Genomic DNA, 17,576 nt, shown 5'->3' with positions numbered 1-17,576 from the left:
CTCACTAACCGTAAATAAAAGATGACACAAAGACTCAACACAACCATATGATTAATAAGAATAAAATCAAAACAGGAACAGAAAAATCACATATTACACCTTTTATAAACATCATACACATTTAGACAAAAGCCATATTTAACAATTGTTTATGGTAAAAACGCTGCACCTATATTGCGATATCTCCTCTTTCAAATGTATGGAAAGAGTTGACCGTCGTTATAAACAAAGTAAATAAGGGTCAAAATGTTGAAGAAGTTAAATCTAGTTACCGCGGGTATCCAAGTTGCTTTAGTGGCCGGTGCCGTAAGCAGTTCAGTAGCTGTTGCAAACGAACAGACAGAAGCAAAATCAGTAGAGCGTATTCAAGTTACAGGTTCTCGAATTAAACGTGTAAACCTAACTTCGCCGACTCCAGTTACCGTTATCGGTGGTGTGGAGCTTGAAAACCAAGGCATCACAAACGTAAATGACCTTTTAGCTGAAATGCCTCAAGCAACAGTTGGCCTATCTCCAGAGAATACTACTAGCTATATCTATGCATCAGGCTTAAATACAACTGACCTACGTGGTTTAGGTTCAGAGCGTACATTGGTACTAGTTAATGGTCGTCGTTTTGTACCAGGCTCTGTTGGTGATACTGCGGTAGATTTAAACAACATCCCTACCTCTATTATTGAGCGCGTAGAAATCGCAACGGGTGGTGCAGCAGCAGTATACGGTGCTGACGCTGTAGCTGGTGTTGTAAACATCATCACTAAAAAGTCATTCGATGGTGTAGAAGTTGATGTGTCTACAGTAAAGCCTGAACAAAGCGGTGGTGAGGAATATTTCTTCTCTATTACAGGTGGCCAAGAACTAGAAAAGCTATCTTTCATTACCTCTTTAAACTACACCAAAAATGAAAGCTACGCGAAACTAGACCGTGACTTCTTCAAGCGCGGCATGAGATCTATCTCTAACCCTGCAAATACAGGTGGTAGTGACGGTATTCCTGCTGATATCGAGTTTAATCACCCAACAGCACTTGGCTATTACTCAGAGCGTGGTGACTTCTTTGCTTGGACTGGTACAAAGACACGTGAAGCGTTTGAGAACCACCACTTCACTTTCGATGAAGACGGTACAATGCGTCCATTCGATTACGGTCTTGGTCTAATCGACGATCCAGCTCAACTTACTAATAAGCCAGTTCGTGCTGCAGGTCGTTACACCTACGACGAAGCAAACCCTGGTGATGCCATCTTCAGACATGGTTATAAAGATTATTTCCGCACACCTCTTGAGCGAATGATCGGTACTCTTTACGGTACTTATGAGCTGAATGATGAACATGCACTAACATTTGATGCGACTTATTCTAAGACGGAAGCAACGACTGAAAGTAGCCCTGCATTCTTCTCACACACAATCCGTCGCGATAGCGCATTTGTAAACGATGCCATGGGTAAAGTGATGGATGACGCAGGTCTAGACTCTGTAACACTTTATCAAGCAAACGAAAACTTATGGGGTGACCGTAAGTATAACCAAGAGCGTGAAGTGTTCCGTTCATCAATTGGTGCTGAAGGCATCATTAACGATGACTGGAGCTACAGCACATACTTCCAATTCGGTCGTATCGAACAAGACACGCTGTGGACTGGTGAAGTTTATAAAAACAACCTAGCTAATGCGATTGACTCTGTATTAATCGATGGTCAAGTTGTGTGTGCTACCCGTGATGCTGACGGTAACGTGACTGGTGCACGTGAAGGTTGTGTACCATTCAATCCAATGGGTGCAACAAGCGCAACTCAGGAACAATTAGGTTACATTTCAACGACTGCAACTCGTTTTGCAAGACACGACCAAGCAGTATTTGGTGCAACGGTTGATGGTGTATTATTTGAATTACCTGCAGGTTACGTAAGTGCAGCGTTTACAGCTGAGCACCGCCGTGAAGTTGCTAAGATCCGTCCATCTGAAAACATGGAGCAGGGCCTTATTAAAGGTAACTCAAGCCTACCTATGGATGGCGAAATCGAAGTTAAAGAATTCTCAGCAGAGGTTTCTGTACCGCTACTGATGGATGAGTTCCTAGCTACTGACCTTACTTTTGAAGGTGCATACCGTTACATGGATTACTCTGTAACAGGTGGTGACGATGCTTGGAAACTAGCACTAAACTGGGGTGTGACTGACGAACTACGTGTACGTGTAAACCGTTCTAAATCGGTACGTGCGCCAAACCTAGGTGACCTGTTTACTCCAAACTCTAAAACTTACAGCTCAGGCCGTGCAGACATTTGTCGCGCAGATTCAATTGCAGAGTTAAGCAGTGACTACAAGTACAGAGATAACATCATCAACAACTGTCAAGCTGCTGGTCTAGCTGCTGGTTGGATGCCTTCTGATGAATGGTTATCTGGTGGTAGCTTACCTGGTTACATTCAAGGTAATACTGAGCTGAAAAACGAAGTATCTAATGACTACACCATCGGTGTAATTTACACGCCAGAGTTTGTTGAAGGCTTGGATCTTACTGTTGATTACTGGTCATTTGAAATCGATGGTGCAATTGAGTACTTTGGTCGCGACAGTATTAAGCTATGCTACGAAGCATCTTCTCTAGATAACCCGTTCTGTAGTAACTTTGTTCGTAACAAAGATACTGGTGAAATTGAAAACTACTATGCGCGTCCAATTAACGCAGCACAAATCACCAAAAAAGGCATGGACTTTGAATCTGCATACAAATTTGACGCATTAAACGGTGAGTTTGCACTTAAACTAACTGCGACTTATTTGATTGAAGATAACCAAAACTCAACTGGTCGTGCGGAAGACTTCCGTAACTACATGGGTGAAACGGATGACGCACCACGCTGGAAAGGCCGTTTCAGCGCGCTATACACGCATGATGATTCTGCATACGTAGTAACAGTAAACTATCGCCACAGCACTGTTGAAGATAACGAGTGGACACCTGAAGATAACAACTTCAATGAGGTTTCTTCTTACACTACTGTAGATTTCATGTATAAAACTAACTTGGTTGAAGATCTACAACTACGTGTTGGTGTAAATAACGTATTTGATAAAGAGCCACCTCGTACACCGTATACATACGATGACGGTGAATTCTTCGATGTTAAAGGTCGTCGTCTATCACTAGGTATGAAGTATAACTTCTAATCTGCTGTAAAATTACGATCCGAAAGCCTCCTTTTTGGAGGCTTTTTTATTTAGCCCCCCACCTTTTATCGTATTTTCGACGCAATTGGACAAACTTGAGTATTCACCTCTCCCCGCTTATGATTTAATACTCATGTTAATTTTTTTGTCATTAAGATTTCGTGTAGCAAGGCAGCTAGTTATCCATGAAAACAAGCAAGTTAAGTATTCGACTCCTTTGGTATATCACCCCGCTTGTGATATTACCCTTGCTGTTTCTTGGCGGATTTACGCTCACTAATGTAACTAGCTCAACGCAAAAACAAGCCAAGCTCATTGTTAGTCGTTTCGTTGAACAACAACAGCAGAAGATGTTCAATTATATTGAGATCTACCAGTCAACAACAAAACTGCTCTCAACCTCTCCAGTACTTAGTGACTTTCTTAATTCGGCCAACCTTGAAAGGATGGAAAAAACCAAACGTTTAGGTGCACTGATGGATGTATTTGCCAGTTATAGTGAAGCCTACCCAGATATTATCAGCATCAATCTTTTATCTCCCAATGGCAGAAGCTCCGCATTTTATTCCAGTAACTTAGGCGAAGCGCCAAACCTCTACCCTTTCGCCAAACAAATCATGCAAAGTAACTTGCGCCAACATCAATTTATGGTTGCCTCAAGTGCAGGTACACAGCTGTATTTTGTCCAGCAAATCTACAGCGTAGATTACGAGCTCAAGCAACCTAGACAACAAGGTTATATCGTCGTACAAGTCTCTCCTTCTCTTTTAAGTACCAGTATTCTCGAAGCACCGTACGACAATACGCTAAACCTATTAGTGAGCATTGATGGGGAAGTGTTATTCAGCTCAGATACGAACCTCATTGGCCACTACTTAAGCGCCAGTGAAATAGAAGAAATTGGTTATATTGCTGACCTTGGCCAATTAGACTCTACCGTTATTCATAGTATTGATAATGTGGAAAGGATGACCTACAGCGCGCAACTAAGCGGAGGCTACTTTTATATTTCAACGATCCCTAAATCACTACTTTATCGCTCAGGTAAAACCATTAGTCTGATCACAGCATTGATCGTTATTCTATCTGTCGTTACATTGCCAATTTTGATTTTTATCGTGGTCCGCAACCTGTTGCTCAACCCCATAGAATTACTGGGGGAAGCGAGCCATAGAGTCGGAGATGGTGACCTAATGGTGGCGCTACCGGAGCATAACAGTGACGAAGTTGGCATCCTTTTCCGAGATTTCAACCATATGATCGGCCAAATTCGTACCTTTCAGCGAGAGCTTGAGGATTACAAAGAGCACTTGGAAGAAAAAGTTGAAGACAGAACCAAAGAATTAGAAGAAACCAATAGCAAGCTAGAAGTTGCTATTGTAGAAGCCGAGCAGGCAAACCAGCTTAAAAGCCGCTTTTTAGCTAACATGAGTCATGAGATACGTACCCCGCTGACCGCTATTATGGGGTTTACCGAGCAGCTTATACAGCATCCTAATTCTCCGACCTCAAAACAGCACCTAGACACCATTTTAAGAAACTCTAAACACCTTTTAGAGCTTATCAATAATATCTTAGACCTTTCTAAAATTGAGGCTGAAAAGCTGGATGTGGAAGAATCAGAGGTCTTGGTAATGCCACTCATCAATGATATTGAATCCATCATTGAACCGATGACGAATGAAAAACTACTGAACTTTTCCACAGAATTTATTCTACCCTTGCCTGACAAGCTTTACACCGACATTACTCGCTTAAAACAAATCTTGCTTAACATCGCAACAAACGCGGTGAAATTTACTGAGTACGGTGGCGTTCATTTAAAGGTGGAGTTTAGACCAGAATCTGAAAAGTTTATCTTTAGCATCAAAGACACCGGAATTGGCATGTCACAAAATGAGCTAGAGCGCGCATTTAAGCCTTTTGAGCAAGCCGACACAACAACAACTCGACGCTTCGGTGGCACAGGGCTTGGCCTTTGTATTTCAAAGAATTTAGCACAACTGCTTGGTGGTGACGTGCATGTTCAAAGCCAACAAGGCACAGGAAGCTTATTTTCTGTTGAGGTCTCTGGTAATTTCAAAGAGCGCTCTTACTCTTGGCTAAACGCACTTGAGCGACCAAGACAACCGGATAACAGTAAAACCCATATTGCGGCGGTAAAAGAGCTTGATGCCAAAGTGCTGGTTGCGGAAGACAACCCCGATAACCAAGAGCTTATTACGCTGCTACTGTCTAACTGGGGCATAGTTCCTGATATTGCTAATAACGGTGCTGAAGCGGTTGAGATGGCGCTGGTTGAAGACTATCAACTGATCTTAATGGATATGCAAATGCCAGTCATGGGTGGTGAAGAAGCAACGCAAATGCTCAGACATGCCGCCTATGATGGACCAATCATCGCGCTTACCGCCAACGTAATGAAACACGACATAGACAACCATATTAAAGCAGGGTGTGATGCTACTCTTGGCAAGCCGATAGATAAAGAATTGCTAGGTAAATTGCTACTAGAGTACCTTGAACTTCAAAATGACAAGTCCTCTTCATGGGATGCCTTATTAAAAACCGAAAAGTTCTTACAAATAAGTCGTAATTATGTCGAAAAGCTACCGTCACAGCTAGTTGAGCTGCAAAAGCTTTACGATAAACAAGAATGGGAATCTTTAAGGGCACTAGCACATAGTATCAAAGGCAGCGCGGGTTGCTTTGGCTTTATGAATATTCATGAAGCCGCAGGGGAACTAGAAACCAGTTTGCAAAAAACACAAAACAGTAACCGCCATTACTATTTGCTTAAGCTCACTGAGGCTATGCGCTACACCCTATCAATAGACCAGCCAACAGATAATAGTCACTTAGGCTAATGGTAAAGCCATGAGCATTGCATCTTCATGGCCATGAGTGCTTGGGTAATAGTTTTTTCTCAAGCCCATTTCGACAAAACCATAACGATGATACAACGCGATTGCTGCAGTGTTTGACGCTCTAACTTCAAGGAAGATATTTTCTGCTTGCAAGCTCTCCGCTTGCGCTAACAAATCTTCCATTAATGGCTTCGCGTAGCCCTTACCTTGATAATTAGGACGAATACAAATATCCATCAAGGTTAAGTCTGGTCCCGCACGCTCTGCAACGTAGAAGCCTACCAGCGTATTACCATCGACGATAGCCGTATTAAAGTAACGACCGTGAAGGCAAGACTGCATGGTTTTCTCACTCCAAGGAAAAGCATGACAGGCTTGTTCTACTTGCATAATCTCATTAAGTGGAAATTGTAGTAAACCACCTTGCTTAACTTGCATCTTGTTGACTCCAGATTAATTGCCACAACTCACGCTTTTGAGCCGTACTCAGTTGTGCACTTGGCAAACTCAATTGGTTATCCTGAAGTGCAATCGTGTTACCCATGATAACCTCAATTTTTCTACCCATGACCAATTCAAAGTCCTGTAACAAAACAGTCGGTAAAGCTATTTGCTGAAGCTCATTCGCAGCAGTAGCAACGACAGCGTTAGGATCAAGATGTGCAAATGTAGAATTTAGCTTTAGCGGTACAATATCAAGAATATCTGCGTAAATCGGATTCATAGCTAAGCAGTTTAATTTTTTAAGGGAGTTTACTTTGAAAATATGCGAAGTGCAAAATAAGAAGTGGCAGGGGCGGCAGGACTCGAACCCGCAACCATCGGTTTTGGAGACCGCTGTTCTACCAATTGGAACTACGCCCCTGCAATGTCGACGCATTATAAAGCGCTTTTTTGAAAGGTAAAGTGAAAAATCACTTTTTTGATTCAACTGCTTCTAAAATAAGCAAAAGGGCGAATATTTATCATATTCGCCCTTTTCTTAAGCCGAGTGCTAACTCATTTTAGAGTTATTACTCCCACTCGAAGATCACAGAAGAAAATATATATACATAGCAGCTAGTTAGAAAGCTAGCTGTTCTCGATACCATCACCTATACCATGCGCAGAACTTTTTTGATTTTTTGCTGATCGGCGCTTTAGTTCAGCTTTGGCCCAAGCTTCGTCTTGCATACCAAGACGAAGCTCTTGTATCTCTTCGACACTCAGCCGTCGCGGACCCGAGGTAATCCTATCCATCTTGTGCCTCCAACTTGTCACCATACATTTTAAGTGGTTTATCAAAACGTGACAGAGAACTTAGAGAATATTTTTTGATTGTTTTTCATACACATCTTGAAAACCATCAACACTGCTCAAAAAATCACACAGCGAGAAGTAACCTCGTTAAATAAAAGGATCAAATCATGGGTTTGAAACCAGGACCAAAACCAATTGCCAGATCAACGTCGACGTGACAACAAAAAAACTCCTGGAAACACTCCAGGCCTAAAACCGAGTAAATCCTCGAGCAAGTGACTCTACCTCAATATCGGGTCAGTGTAAGCGGTACTGACTCTTGTTGTTAAAACCCAAAACACGCTTCTGCCCCATTGTTAGTTAACGTAAATGCACTAAGGGTGGCTTTGAGCGAAAAGCTGACGTTCATCCTTCCACCTAAACCTCTGTATATACATCCATAACTATTGAATTTCTTCCATAGTCAGGAAAACGACCTTGTGAGTCGTTTTTGTCGTGTTCACATTTAGATCAATGTAACGTAACTTCAATGCTGGTAAGTACTTCCTAAATTTGCTATCAATAGTCATGGGACAAGAACGAGACCGATTGCTTTAGAAAAACGACCCAATCGCTCGATATTAAATTGTTAGGCTTACAAGGAGTTTAGATGCAGGTTCCAAAGGATGAAGCTATAGAAATGATCAAAGATGCTCATTCTGAAATGCGAGCAAAGTTTAATGAAAACAAAGACTTACTATTAAAGCTAGTTGAAGAAGACGACTGGTCATTTGTCATAAAAATTCATGCATTTATAGAGGCAATGGTAACTGAACTCATTATTACGCAAATATCTGATAGTAGAATTAAATCAACAGTTGAACGATTACCTCTTTCGGATGGTCAAGCTAGTAAACTGAAAATGGTAAAAGAATTAAACCTGCTAAATTCTAATGAAAGGAAATTCATTAGATATTTTTCAAGCTTAAGAAATGAATTAGCCCATAACATTGAAAATGTTAACTTTACTTTCGAAGGTTATATTAATTCTTTAGATAAAAATCAGAAAAATCTTGGGCAGACTCAGTTAGTTGGTATGCTAAAAGCGAAGATAAAGAGTATTACTTAAAAGGCGCAATTAGCTCCCCCAAAATGACGATATTCATAGGGTTGTTTGTAATGGCGGGGCTAAAATCTGTTCAAAATATAGAAACTCAAACTCATCGTGAACTTAATGAGTTAGCACGAAAAACCATGAAAGAGTTGTATCAATAAATGTAAGCCTAACAAACAGTTTAAAATCGGATAAAATCCAGTTGGCTGGTTTCGCTCCGCTTCACATTATAACCAACCAAATTTTGCCTTTTAACTGAGGCGTTATACGCTTTAGGAAAATTATGCAAAAAATGAAAAAAATTGAAAAATTTCTTCAAATGTTCTCACAGGATGCTCGTAAACAGAAAAGGCTAAAAGATGACATTTTTAACTTCTTTGTTGTCTTTTCTAGATTTGAGTTCGCACTAAAAGAGTCAGGTTACCTTAAGGATAAGAAAGTAGCCGAACCAAGTTGGGATAAGTTCGTAACGAGATACAAAACTAAATTTAGTGTTAATAAAGACATTCAAGAAAGCTATATTTACTTAACATCGGAAGTAACACGACCAAATAAACAAAAAACTAACAAGACTAATCAAAACGGTGAGGAAGTGTTCAATACTTATTGGGATAAAATAAATTTAGATGCAGGCGCTCCAGAACTAAAAAAAGCATGTGATGTAATTTTAACAATAAGAAATAATTTGTTCCATGGTGGTAAATATGGTGAAAAGACATGGAATGATCCTGAAAAAACGACTTTGTTTGTAAATCACTCTGTTGTGTTGATTCTAGCGTTTACAAAACTAGACGAAGATATACAAGTTTATTTTGAGAATTTTGGGTAGCAGCATATAACAAGAGACTATAGCGTCAATAGCTAAAATTTAAACTTTTGGCGCTTCCCACATTCCCCTGTCTCTGAGCATCGAATTTAAGATCACGACAATCATTGAACAATCATTGATGACACCCACTATTATTTGTAGAAGATGTGATGTTGATACCACATTGGCCTTGTCAGCATTGTAAGGCAGGTATCTTGCGGCTAATTGGCGTATTCAAGTTAGATGCAACACCGACCAAAGTAGACCGAAAGAGTTAGCAGCTCGATAGCTGCTCAAAATCAATTAGTTAACCTGCTTAATTGCTGAGGCTAGCGGCCTCTGTACGCTAAAAATATAATTGCTTATTAGGGCAAATTTAGGTGTAATGAAGACATAAATAAGCGCTGAGCAATGCAGGGAAAGCTTACATAACACTAGCTAGGAAAGTGAGGGCCTCTAAAAAGCAAATTTTTTCTAAGTAAGCCATAGCATAGACAACACCAACTCTGAGACATCGAGCGGGCAGCGGCTCAGTCCAACAAGCGATTATGCAACACAAACTGCGTGTCGCATAAATACTAAAGTGTTAGGCTCCACCCCTATTTACAACCGAGGTTCTAGTTGAAATATATTTCTATTGATGGTGATGATGTAGGTAGAAAGATTACATCATATTATTTAAGTAATGACTGCAACGGGCTTGAGGAGTTAAGCAGGTCTATTAGGGCTTCTACAAAGGCAATATCAGTTAAGCTTCAGGAACATGGATTTGACATCATTTTTTGCGCTGCCGATGGAGTCGCGGCGTCTACGAAACAAGATATTGACATGAAATCTATATTCTCCGAAATAAGGAAAATATCTCCTGATGAAGTTACTTTTTCCGCTGGGTCTGGGTCAAGTATTCGTGAATCCTATATTGCTTTAATTTCAGCTAAGAGCAATGGGAAAAATTGTCTTCATGAGTATTCAACATTAGATGATTACAGCAAGGATAACCAAATTGTTCAGGATCGTTAAGTTTGACCTACTTTTAAAGTACATTGCTCTGGCTACCGTTGTCATCAGTATGGGTATTTACGCCCTTGTACAAACATACTGGCTACCTGATATATCGCTATTTAAGGTTATTACGATATCGTCAATAGTAAGTACCCTATTAATTCTATTGCTATTGACCTCCTTTATATCTCGGAAGATATGGGCTGTTTTAGCTTGGTTTGATAAATCAATGTTTCCTGATCTAAATGGAACATGGGAAGGCGAAATCACTTTAGAAGATGGGAAAGAAATTTCGGCTAAAGCTGTGATTCGACAATCGTTACTTGCAACTCAAATTGACATGCATGGCGAAACGACTAAATCAATAACCCTGGAAACAACGCCAACAATTGAGCAGGGACAAAAGAAGCTATATTACGTCTATCGTTCAACTCCAAAAACACCAGGGTGGCCTTCTTATAATGGCTCTACATTATTTGATATAAGGACTATAGACTCGGGGAAAGGAAAAAAGTATGAACTCTCTGGTCACTATTACACAGATCGAAAAACAATTGGCAGGGTTCGGCTAACTCAGATTAGCAAGGATTCTAATAATGATGTTTCATTTTACTAAAAAGCCTAACAAGGCGCTGCTGTGGTTAAATCACGGAGAAAGCTATGCACGATTATGCTGTATTTGGACATGATAGATCTGCTATTGGAAGGTGGTTAGGGTTTATATCTATTGCCCTCTCAGGTGGAGTCGCTCAGCTATTGGCTATTGCTAGTAATCTAAGTGGTATTGATGCATTTACAAAAGCAACAATTACCACTGGCGTAGTATATTTTTTACTCCATTGGATATTCAATAAATGGGTATGGAAAATTTCATTTTTTGAAGTTCCAAACTTAAATGGGGAATGGGAACTTAAGGGGCAAACGCTAAATGATGATGGGACTACTAAATTCGATTGGGAGGGTTCTATTGGAATTGAGCAAACTTGGAAAAATATCCAAGTACACCTAAAAACAAAAAACAGTCAAAGCGAAAGTTATACTGCGACGCTTTCTAAGCGATTCGGTCCAACAGGTGGCTGGCTTCTTTCATATAGTTACAAAAATGAGCCAGAAATAGAGCAGAGCCATGAGTTGAATTCTCATAAAGGTTACTGCGAAGTTGAATTTAATAAACAACTAACGGTTGGTAAAGCCTCCTATTTCAATAGTGCAGGAAGAAAGACATTTGGTGTTATGAGTTTGAAAAGGATTCAATAATGATTGACTTTGAAAAACGGTTGAAATCGCTTAAAGAGCGCAGACAAGGAACTCGTGAACGAGCTATTTATGAGTCTATGGAGTCTTTTTCTGCCAATAATGCAATACAGCGTGGGATTGATGTCAGAAAATCAGAATCATTTGAAAACCTGAATGAAGTCGCTGGTGTCAAATACTCGATAGGCGCAATGTCCGCTGTGGAACCAGCATCTACAAAGGTATCTATTGATGAGGGCAATCGAGTAGCTGATAGTCTTATTAAGAGTTTGCAAAATAGCGGTGAATCTGTCACCAAGCGGCTTCAAGGCTCAGTGGCTTTAGATATTCACATTAAAGGGCATTCTGATGTTGATATGCTTATCATTGTTACTAACCCTGTAAGTGTTGAACTTCCTAAAGTAAATCCAAATGAATACTCTCCCGCAACAGATACAAGAGGTTTGCTTAATATTGCTAAGGATGTGAGGGAAAAATCAGAATGTATTCTGCCCGTTAACTTCCCCAAGGCAGAAGTTGATAGTTCGGGAAACAAGTCAATTGCTTTGGAAGGTGGAAGCTTGAGACGAAAGGTTGATATCGTTCCAGCCATTTGGTTTGACACAATAAAATACCAGCGCTCAGGTCTAGAAAGTGACCGAGGTATTAAAATATATCATAAAGCAGATCATGAATTTCATCTCAACTATCCATTTACCCACATCAAAATGATAAATGATAGAGATTCATTGTACTCAGGAAACCTGAAATCTGTAATCCGACTATTGAAGAACATGATTGCTGATATGCCTGACTACAAGAAGAGAATTGCGAAAAATTTGAGTAGCTATGATTTGGCAGCAATCGCATTTCATATGAATATAGAGTTAGATGTACCTAGCTACATGAAGTTGGCACTTGTGGAGAAAGCTCGTGCACATTTAGCCTTTCTTAATTCTGCAAAAACTTATCGTGACACTCTCGATGTTCCTGATGGTAGCCGAAAGATATTTAATGAAGAAAGTAAGACTGAAGCTTTAGAAATTCTTACAAATGAAATTTCAGACTTAGCTAAAGCGATTTATGAGGAGCTCAAGCCTTTTAGCCAGAGCTATGACGCAAATGTCATCCTCAATAAGTCTGTATTTTAGCCCTAACAAACGCATGTTGTCGGACTGGTTTTCCGCTGCGCTCCAAACCAGCCGCAAATGCTGGTGTTAGCCCATAGAAATTTTTATGCGAAATTCGCCTAATAAAGCCGGCGACCTAAAACGTTTATGTTCAGAAACAAGTTACAGCTTCACCATAATCGGTTTGATATATGTGAAATGCGGTGCTGTGCAGTCACAGCCCAAAAAATAGCAGGCCAGCATCACTATGAACATCACTGCGAAGAAACCAAATACCTCCGCAAGGTTTTTTAGGAATGTAAAGATTCATAAAAAAGGCCAGTCAGAAATACTGACTGGCCTTTTATTAATCTAACGAAAGCTAGGTTAGGTTTTTACAACCAAGCCTATTCCCACTCGATTGTCGCTGGCGGCTTACCTGATACATCGTAAACCACGCGAGAAATACCATCAATTTCATTGATGATACGGTTTGAAACGTGGCCTAGTAGCTCGTATGGTAAGTGTGACCAACGTGCCGTCATAAAGTCGATAGTTTCAACACAACGTAGTGAGATCACCCAATCGTATTTACGTGCATCGCCCATCACGCCAACAGAGCGTACCGGTAGGAACACGGCAAATGCCTGAGACACTTTGTGGTATAAATCCGCTTTATGTAGCTCTTCAATGAAGATAGCGTCAGCACGGCGCAGTAAGTCGCAGTATTCTTTCTTGATTTCGCCAAGTACACGAACACCTAGACCTGGACCTGGGAACGGGTGACGATAAAGCATGTCATACGGCAAACCAAGCTCTAGACCAATCTTGCGAACTTCGTCTTTAAATAGTTCACGTAGTGGCTCAACCAGACCAAGCTCCATATCTTCAGGTAATCCACCCACGTTGTGGTGAGATTTTATCACATGCGCTTTACCGGTTTTTGATGCAGCCGATTCGATAACATCAGGGTAAATTGTACCTTGTGCTAGCCATTTCGCGTTTAGGCGCTGGCTGGCTTGCTCATCGAACACTTCAATAAAGGTGTGACCGATTGCTTTACGTTTGTCTTCAGGGTCGTTTAAACCGTTAAGCGCGTTAAGGAAACGCTCTTCAGCTTCTACCTTGATGATGTTCAGACCAAACTTATCACCGAACATATCCATTACTTGCTGGCCTTCGTTCAAGCGCAGCAGGCCGTTATCAACAAATACACAGGTTAGCTTATCACCAATCGCACGGTGAATAAGCATTGCAACCACTGATGAATCAACACCACCAGATAAGCCAAGGATAACTTCGTCATCCCCTACTTTCTCTTTGATACGCTCAATTGCATCTTCAATGATTTGCTCAGGCGTCCATAGTTTTTCACAACCACAGATATCAATTGCAAAGCGCTCTAGTAAACGCAGACCTTGCTGAGTGTGCGTTACTTCTGGGTGGAACTGTACACCATAGAAACGCTTTTCTTCCCAAGACATTGCCGCATGAGGACAAGTATCCGTTTTCGCTGAAGTTTTGAATGTATCTGGAATTTTAGCAACTTTATCGCCATGGCTCATCCACACGTCTAGGTAACCTGCACCATCTTCGATGTGATCTTCAATCGCTTCAAATAGCTTACAGTCGCCTACTTTCTCTACTTTTGCGTAGCCGAATTCTTTTTTATCTGAGCTATGTACCTGACCACCAAGCTGCATTGCCATCGTCTGCATACCGTAACAGATACCCAGTACAGGCACACCGGCTTCGAATACGTAATCTGGTGCTTTTGGGCTACCTTCAAGCGTTGTTGACTCTGGGCCACCTGATAGAATGATACCTTGAGGATTGAACTCACGGATTTGCTCTTCTGTCACATCCCAAGCCCAAAGCTCACAATAAACACCAATTTCACGTACACGACGTGCAATTAGCTGAGTGTATTGCGAACCAAAGTCTAAGATCAAAATTCGGGAATCGTGGATATCTTTGCTCATTGATAATCTCGTTAGTTAGGAACTAAACAGGATAAAGCCGCATTGCGTCTCTATCAAAAGTAATAAGGGCTAGCAACTTGCTAGCCCAGAAACACGCCTTGAGGCTTAACCCATACGGTAGTTAGGCGCCTCTTTGGTGATCTGCACGTCATGCACGTGAGACTCACCCATACCCGCAGAAGTCACACGTACAAACTGCGGCTTAGTATTTAATTCAGTGATGGTTGCACAACCGGTTAGACCCATTGCACTGCGAATACCACCGATTTGCTGATGGATAATCGTTGCGATTGGTCCTTTGTATGCTACGCGACCTTCGATACCTTCAGGTACTAGTTTGTCAGCAGCATCACTCTTCTGGAAGTAACGGTCAGACGAACCTTCTTTTTGATTCATCGCACCAAGTGAACCCATACCACGGTAAGACTTGTAGTAACGGCCTTGGTATAGTTCAACTTCACCAGGAGACTCTTCAGTACCCGCTAGCATTGAACCCACCATTACACATGAAGCACCAGCAACTAGCGCTTTTACGATATCACCAGAGAAACGGATACCACCGTCAGCAATCACTGGAATATCACGACCTTTTAGGCCTTCTACTGCATCAGAGATAGCAGTAATTTGCGGTACACCACAACCCGTAACGATACGAGTAGTACAGATAGAACCTGGGCCGATCCCCACTTTAACAGCATCTGCACCAGCATCAGCCAATGCAATTGCACCTTCAGCTGTTGCTACGTTACCTGCAACGATTTGTAGTTCTGGATATACTTCACGTGTCGCTTTAACGCGGTCAATAACACCTTGAGAATGGCCGTGAGAAGTATCGATTAGTAGTACATCAACACCCGCTTCAACCAAAGCTGCAATACGCTCATCAGTACCAGCACCAACACCAACAGCAGCACCAACACGAAGACGGCCTTGCTCATCTTTACATGCGTTTGGTTTATCTTGCGCTTTTTGGTAATCCTTAACGGTGATCATACCTTTTAGTGCAAATGCGTCATCAACCACTAAGATTTTTTCGATACGGTGTTCGTGCATTAGGCCAAGGATCTCTTCTCGAGATGCGCCTTCTTTTACTGTCACTAAGTCATCTTTCTTAGTCATGACCGTTGAAACTGCTTTTTCTAGCTTAGTTTCGAAACGCATATCACGGCTAGTCACGATCCCTTCCAGTTGGTTGTTTGCACCAACAACCGGGAAACCTGAGAACCCTTTATCCTGTGCAAGTTCCATTGCTTCTGCAATCGTAAGATCAGAAGTAACTGTCACAGGGAAAGAGATAATACCCGCTTCATACGTCTTAACTTTACGTACGTTGCGAGCTTGTTCTTCGATAGTCATGTTTTTGTGGATAAAACCAATACCACCTTCTTGTGCCAGAGCGATCGCTAAGCGCGCTTCTGTCACTGTATCCATTGAAGCGGAAACAAGCGGTAAGTTTAATTCAATCCCACGAGTCAAACGCGTTTTCAGGTTTGCTGTGTGAGGAAGAACAGTTGAATGAGCTGGTACTAAAAGTACGTCGTCAAAGGTAAGGGCTTCTTTTGCAATTCTTAGCATGTTCGCGGCTTCTCTCAAGTGAACTGAGTATAAGGAATTGCGTGCGAATTTTATCAGCGTTCCTTATGGGAGTAAATAAAATTTAGCAAAAAATGTGATAAAGTGACTGTGAATTTTTTATGGAGGCCAACATGGGATACCCCAATAATAGTAAAACCTATTCTGTATCAAGACTTAACAGAGAAATACGCTCGCTCTTAGAACAAGGTTTTGCCTCTGTACAACTCACCGGAGAAATTTCAAACTTTGTTGCTCCGGCCTCAGGGCATTGGTATTTTTCTCTAAAAGATGACAAAGCACAGATAAAAGCGGCCATGTGGCGAGGTAATAATCGTTACTGTAACCATCGCCCAGCCAATGGTCAGCAGGTAATGGTACAAGCTAGAGTGTCAGTGTATGAGCCACGAGGTGACTATCAATTGATAGTCGAGCAAATGGCCCCCGCCGGTGAAGGCTTGCTCAAGCAACAGTTCGATGCCCTAAAAATGCAGCTGGCAGCAGAAGGCCTGTTTTCGGCCAGTCACAAAAAACCTTTGCCAAGTGTCATTAATCGCGTGGGGGTCGTCACCTCAGCGACAGGGGCTGCCATCAAGGATATTTTGACTGTACTCAAACGCCGTGCCCCACAGTTACAGGTCGTTATTTATCCGGCCCTAGTGCAAGGCGATGAAGCCAAGCAGCAGATTTGCAAACAAATCGCTCAGGCGAATGCTAGACGCGAGGTAGACGTATTGATCGTTGGCAGAGGTGGCGGCTCATTAGAAGACTTATGGAGCTTTAACGAGGAATCAGTCGCAAGGGCTATTTTTGCCAGTTCAATTCCGGTGATAAGCGCTGTGGGCCATGAAATAGATACTACCATTTCCGACTATGTTGCAGATGTCAGAGCGCCAACCCCATCGGCGGCCGCAGAGCTAGTGAGCCCGGACTCAGAAGCGCTAAAATTGCGTACTTCGCAGTTACTACAATATCTCAATCAGGCTTTTAAGCGTCGCCTTGAAGGTGCATCACAGCGTTTAGCAAACTTTGAAGCCCGACTGCAGTTACAACACCCTAAGAATCAACTTATGCAGCAAACACAGCGAGTTGATGAGTTAGAACAGCGATTAATTCGTGCTCAAGCCCATCACTTACGTCAAAAGCAATCGCAATTTCATCTGTTGCAGCATAGATTTGATCGATTACATCCAGAACAAAGGATCGCTCAGTTCAAGCAATTGGTCGCACAACTCAGTGATAAGTTGCAGTATGCAATGGAGCAAAAGCTTAACACGCAAAGACACCAACTCGCGGTATCAAGCGCAAAACTAGACAGCGTCAGTCCACTGGCGGTATTAGCTCGGGGCTATAGTATTGCCAAGCAAGAAGATAAAGTGATTAAGTCAGTAGCGGATGTCGACCCAGAAAAGCCGATAGTTACACAACTGGCTGATGGTGAGGTGGTGTCTATGGTAAAAGCAACCCAATAAGCAGATATAAAAATGGGGAAGT

The 17,576-nt window shown here is 41.7% G+C and carries 14 protein-coding genes and 1 tRNA gene; 9 read left to right on the top strand and 6 right to left on the bottom strand.

The features are described from left to right. Positions 1 to 246: 246 nt before the first annotated feature. Both EXT48_RS02340 and EXT48_RS02335 read left to right on the top strand, forming a co-directional pair. On the top strand, positions 247 to 3,177 hold the full coding sequence (locus EXT48_RS02340; RefSeq protein WP_130163466.1) for a TonB-dependent receptor: 2,931 nt from the start codon (positions 247 to 249) through the stop codon (positions 3,175 to 3,177). Between the two features lie 185 nt (positions 3,178 to 3,362). Next, entirely contained in the window at positions 3,363 to 6,044 is a 2,682-nt protein-coding gene (locus tag EXT48_RS02335; RefSeq protein ID WP_130163465.1) for an ATP-binding protein, read from the top strand. Here the strand turns inward: EXT48_RS02335 and rimI are convergent. The 4 genes from rimI to EXT48_RS23675 all read right to left on the bottom strand — a co-directional run bounded on the left by rimI (position 6,036) and on the right by EXT48_RS23675 (position 7,283). Beyond that, entirely contained in the window at positions 6,036 to 6,482 is a 447-nt protein-coding gene (rimI, locus tag EXT48_RS02330; RefSeq protein ID WP_130163464.1) for a ribosomal protein S18-alanine N-acetyltransferase, read from the bottom strand. The two genes, EXT48_RS02335 and rimI, sit on opposite strands and share 9 nt — an antisense overlap. Beyond that, on the bottom strand, positions 6,472 to 6,768 hold the full coding sequence (locus tag EXT48_RS02325) for a hypothetical protein (RefSeq protein WP_130163463.1): 297 nt from the start codon (positions 6,766 to 6,768) through the stop codon (positions 6,472 to 6,474). Before EXT48_RS02325 ends, rimI begins: the two co-directional genes overlap by 11 nt. Before the next feature lie 64 nt (positions 6,769 to 6,832). Continuing rightward, positions 6,833 to 6,909 (bottom strand) — tRNA-Trp (locus tag EXT48_RS02320). A gap of 206 nt (positions 6,910 to 7,115) precedes the next feature. Beyond that, positions 7,116 to 7,283 carry a hypothetical protein gene (locus EXT48_RS23675; RefSeq protein WP_165384080.1) on the bottom strand — a complete coding sequence of 56 codons (168 nt, stop codon included), beginning with the start codon at positions 7,281 to 7,283 and terminating at the stop codon, positions 7,116 to 7,118. 649 nt (positions 7,284 to 7,932) lie between these two features. Between EXT48_RS23675 and EXT48_RS02315 the strand changes: the two genes are divergently transcribed. The 6 genes from EXT48_RS02315 (at position 7,933) to EXT48_RS02290 (ending at position 12,570) form a co-directional block, all read left to right on the top strand. After that, positions 7,933 to 8,391 carry a hypothetical protein gene (locus tag EXT48_RS02315; protein WP_130163462.1) on the top strand — a complete coding sequence of 153 codons (459 nt, stop codon included), beginning with the start codon at positions 7,933 to 7,935 and terminating at the stop codon, positions 8,389 to 8,391. A gap of 268 nt (positions 8,392 to 8,659) precedes the next feature. After that, positions 8,660 to 9,205, top strand: coding sequence for a hypothetical protein (locus EXT48_RS02310; protein WP_130163461.1), 546 nt, complete (start codon positions 8,660 to 8,662; stop codon positions 9,203 to 9,205). A 600-nt stretch (positions 9,206 to 9,805) separates the two neighbouring features. Further along, complete coding sequence (locus EXT48_RS02305) at positions 9,806 to 10,204, top strand: mCpol domain-containing protein (protein WP_130163460.1); 399 nt, start codon at positions 9,806 to 9,808, stop codon at positions 10,202 to 10,204. Then, the gene (locus EXT48_RS02300) at positions 10,188 to 10,802 is read left to right on the top strand and encodes a hypothetical protein (RefSeq protein ID WP_130163459.1); all 615 of its coding nucleotides are present in this window, start codon (positions 10,188 to 10,190) and stop codon (positions 10,800 to 10,802) included. The genes EXT48_RS02305 and EXT48_RS02300 overlap by 17 nt, the downstream gene beginning before the upstream one ends. Positions 10,803 to 10,846: 44 nt before the next feature. Beyond that, positions 10,847 to 11,443, top strand: coding sequence for a pancortin-3 (locus EXT48_RS02295; protein ID WP_130163458.1), 597 nt, complete (start codon positions 10,847 to 10,849; stop codon positions 11,441 to 11,443). After that, positions 11,443 to 12,570 (top strand): hypothetical protein, encoded by a 1,128-nt coding sequence (locus EXT48_RS02290; protein WP_130163457.1) that lies wholly within the window; start codon positions 11,443 to 11,445, stop codon positions 12,568 to 12,570. Before EXT48_RS02295 ends, EXT48_RS02290 begins: the two co-directional genes overlap by 1 nt. A 365-nt stretch (positions 12,571 to 12,935) precedes the next feature. On the opposite strand, the gene guaA is transcribed toward EXT48_RS02290, so the two are convergent. Together guaA and guaB are read right to left on the bottom strand one after the other, a co-directional pair. Further along, on the bottom strand, positions 12,936 to 14,510 hold the full coding sequence (gene guaA / locus EXT48_RS02285; protein WP_069022743.1) for a glutamine-hydrolyzing GMP synthase: 1,575 nt from the start codon (positions 14,508 to 14,510) through the stop codon (positions 12,936 to 12,938). 105 nt (positions 14,511 to 14,615) lie between these two features. Next, positions 14,616 to 16,085 carry an IMP dehydrogenase gene (guaB, locus tag EXT48_RS02280; protein ID WP_010374639.1) on the bottom strand — a complete coding sequence of 490 codons (1,470 nt, stop codon included), beginning with the start codon at positions 16,083 to 16,085 and terminating at the stop codon, positions 14,616 to 14,618. A 131-nt stretch (positions 16,086 to 16,216) separates the two neighbouring features. Between guaB and xseA the strand changes: the two genes are divergently transcribed. Further along, positions 16,217 to 17,554 (top strand): exodeoxyribonuclease VII large subunit, encoded by a 1,338-nt coding sequence (xseA, locus tag EXT48_RS02275; protein ID WP_130163456.1) that lies wholly within the window; start codon positions 16,217 to 16,219, stop codon positions 17,552 to 17,554. Positions 17,555 to 17,576: the final 22 nt, after the last annotated feature.

The organism is Pseudoalteromonas sp. CO348 (assembly GCF_004208845.1).
Lineage (GTDB): Bacteria > Pseudomonadota > Gammaproteobacteria > Enterobacterales > Alteromonadaceae > Pseudoalteromonas > Pseudoalteromonas maricaloris.
The sequence above is the reverse complement of the archived record's forward strand: the minus strand, read 5'-3'. Positions and strand labels throughout refer to the sequence as shown.

Coding starts and splice junctions, on each gene's coding strand:
- EXT48_RS02340 (WP_130163466.1), top strand. CDS start 247: ATGTTGAAGAAGTTAAATCTAGTTACCGCGGGTATCCAAGTTGCTTTA.
- EXT48_RS02335 (WP_130163465.1), top strand. CDS start 3,363: ATGAAAACAAGCAAGTTAAGTATTCGACTCCTTTGGTATATCACCCCG.
- rimI (WP_130163464.1), bottom strand. CDS start 6,482: ATGCAAGTTAAGCAAGGTGGTTTACTACAATTTCCACTTAATGAGATT.
- EXT48_RS02325 (WP_130163463.1), bottom strand. CDS start 6,768: ATGAATCCGATTTACGCAGATATTCTTGATATTGTACCGCTAAAGCTA.
- EXT48_RS23675 (WP_165384080.1), bottom strand. CDS start 7,283: ATGGATAGGATTACCTCGGGTCCGCGACGGCTGAGTGTCGAAGAGATA.
- EXT48_RS02315 (WP_130163462.1), top strand. CDS start 7,933: ATGCAGGTTCCAAAGGATGAAGCTATAGAAATGATCAAAGATGCTCAT.
- EXT48_RS02310 (WP_130163461.1), top strand. CDS start 8,660: ATGCAAAAAATGAAAAAAATTGAAAAATTTCTTCAAATGTTCTCACAG.
- EXT48_RS02295 (WP_130163458.1), top strand. CDS start 10,847: ATGCACGATTATGCTGTATTTGGACATGATAGATCTGCTATTGGAAGG.
- EXT48_RS02290 (WP_130163457.1), top strand. CDS start 11,443: ATGATTGACTTTGAAAAACGGTTGAAATCGCTTAAAGAGCGCAGACAA.
- guaA (WP_069022743.1), bottom strand. CDS start 14,510: ATGAGCAAAGATATCCACGATTCCCGAATTTTGATCTTAGACTTTGGT.
- guaB (WP_010374639.1), bottom strand. CDS start 16,085: ATGCTAAGAATTGCAAAAGAAGCCCTTACCTTTGACGACGTACTTTTA.
- xseA (WP_130163456.1), top strand. CDS start 16,217: ATGGGATACCCCAATAATAGTAAAACCTATTCTGTATCAAGACTTAAC.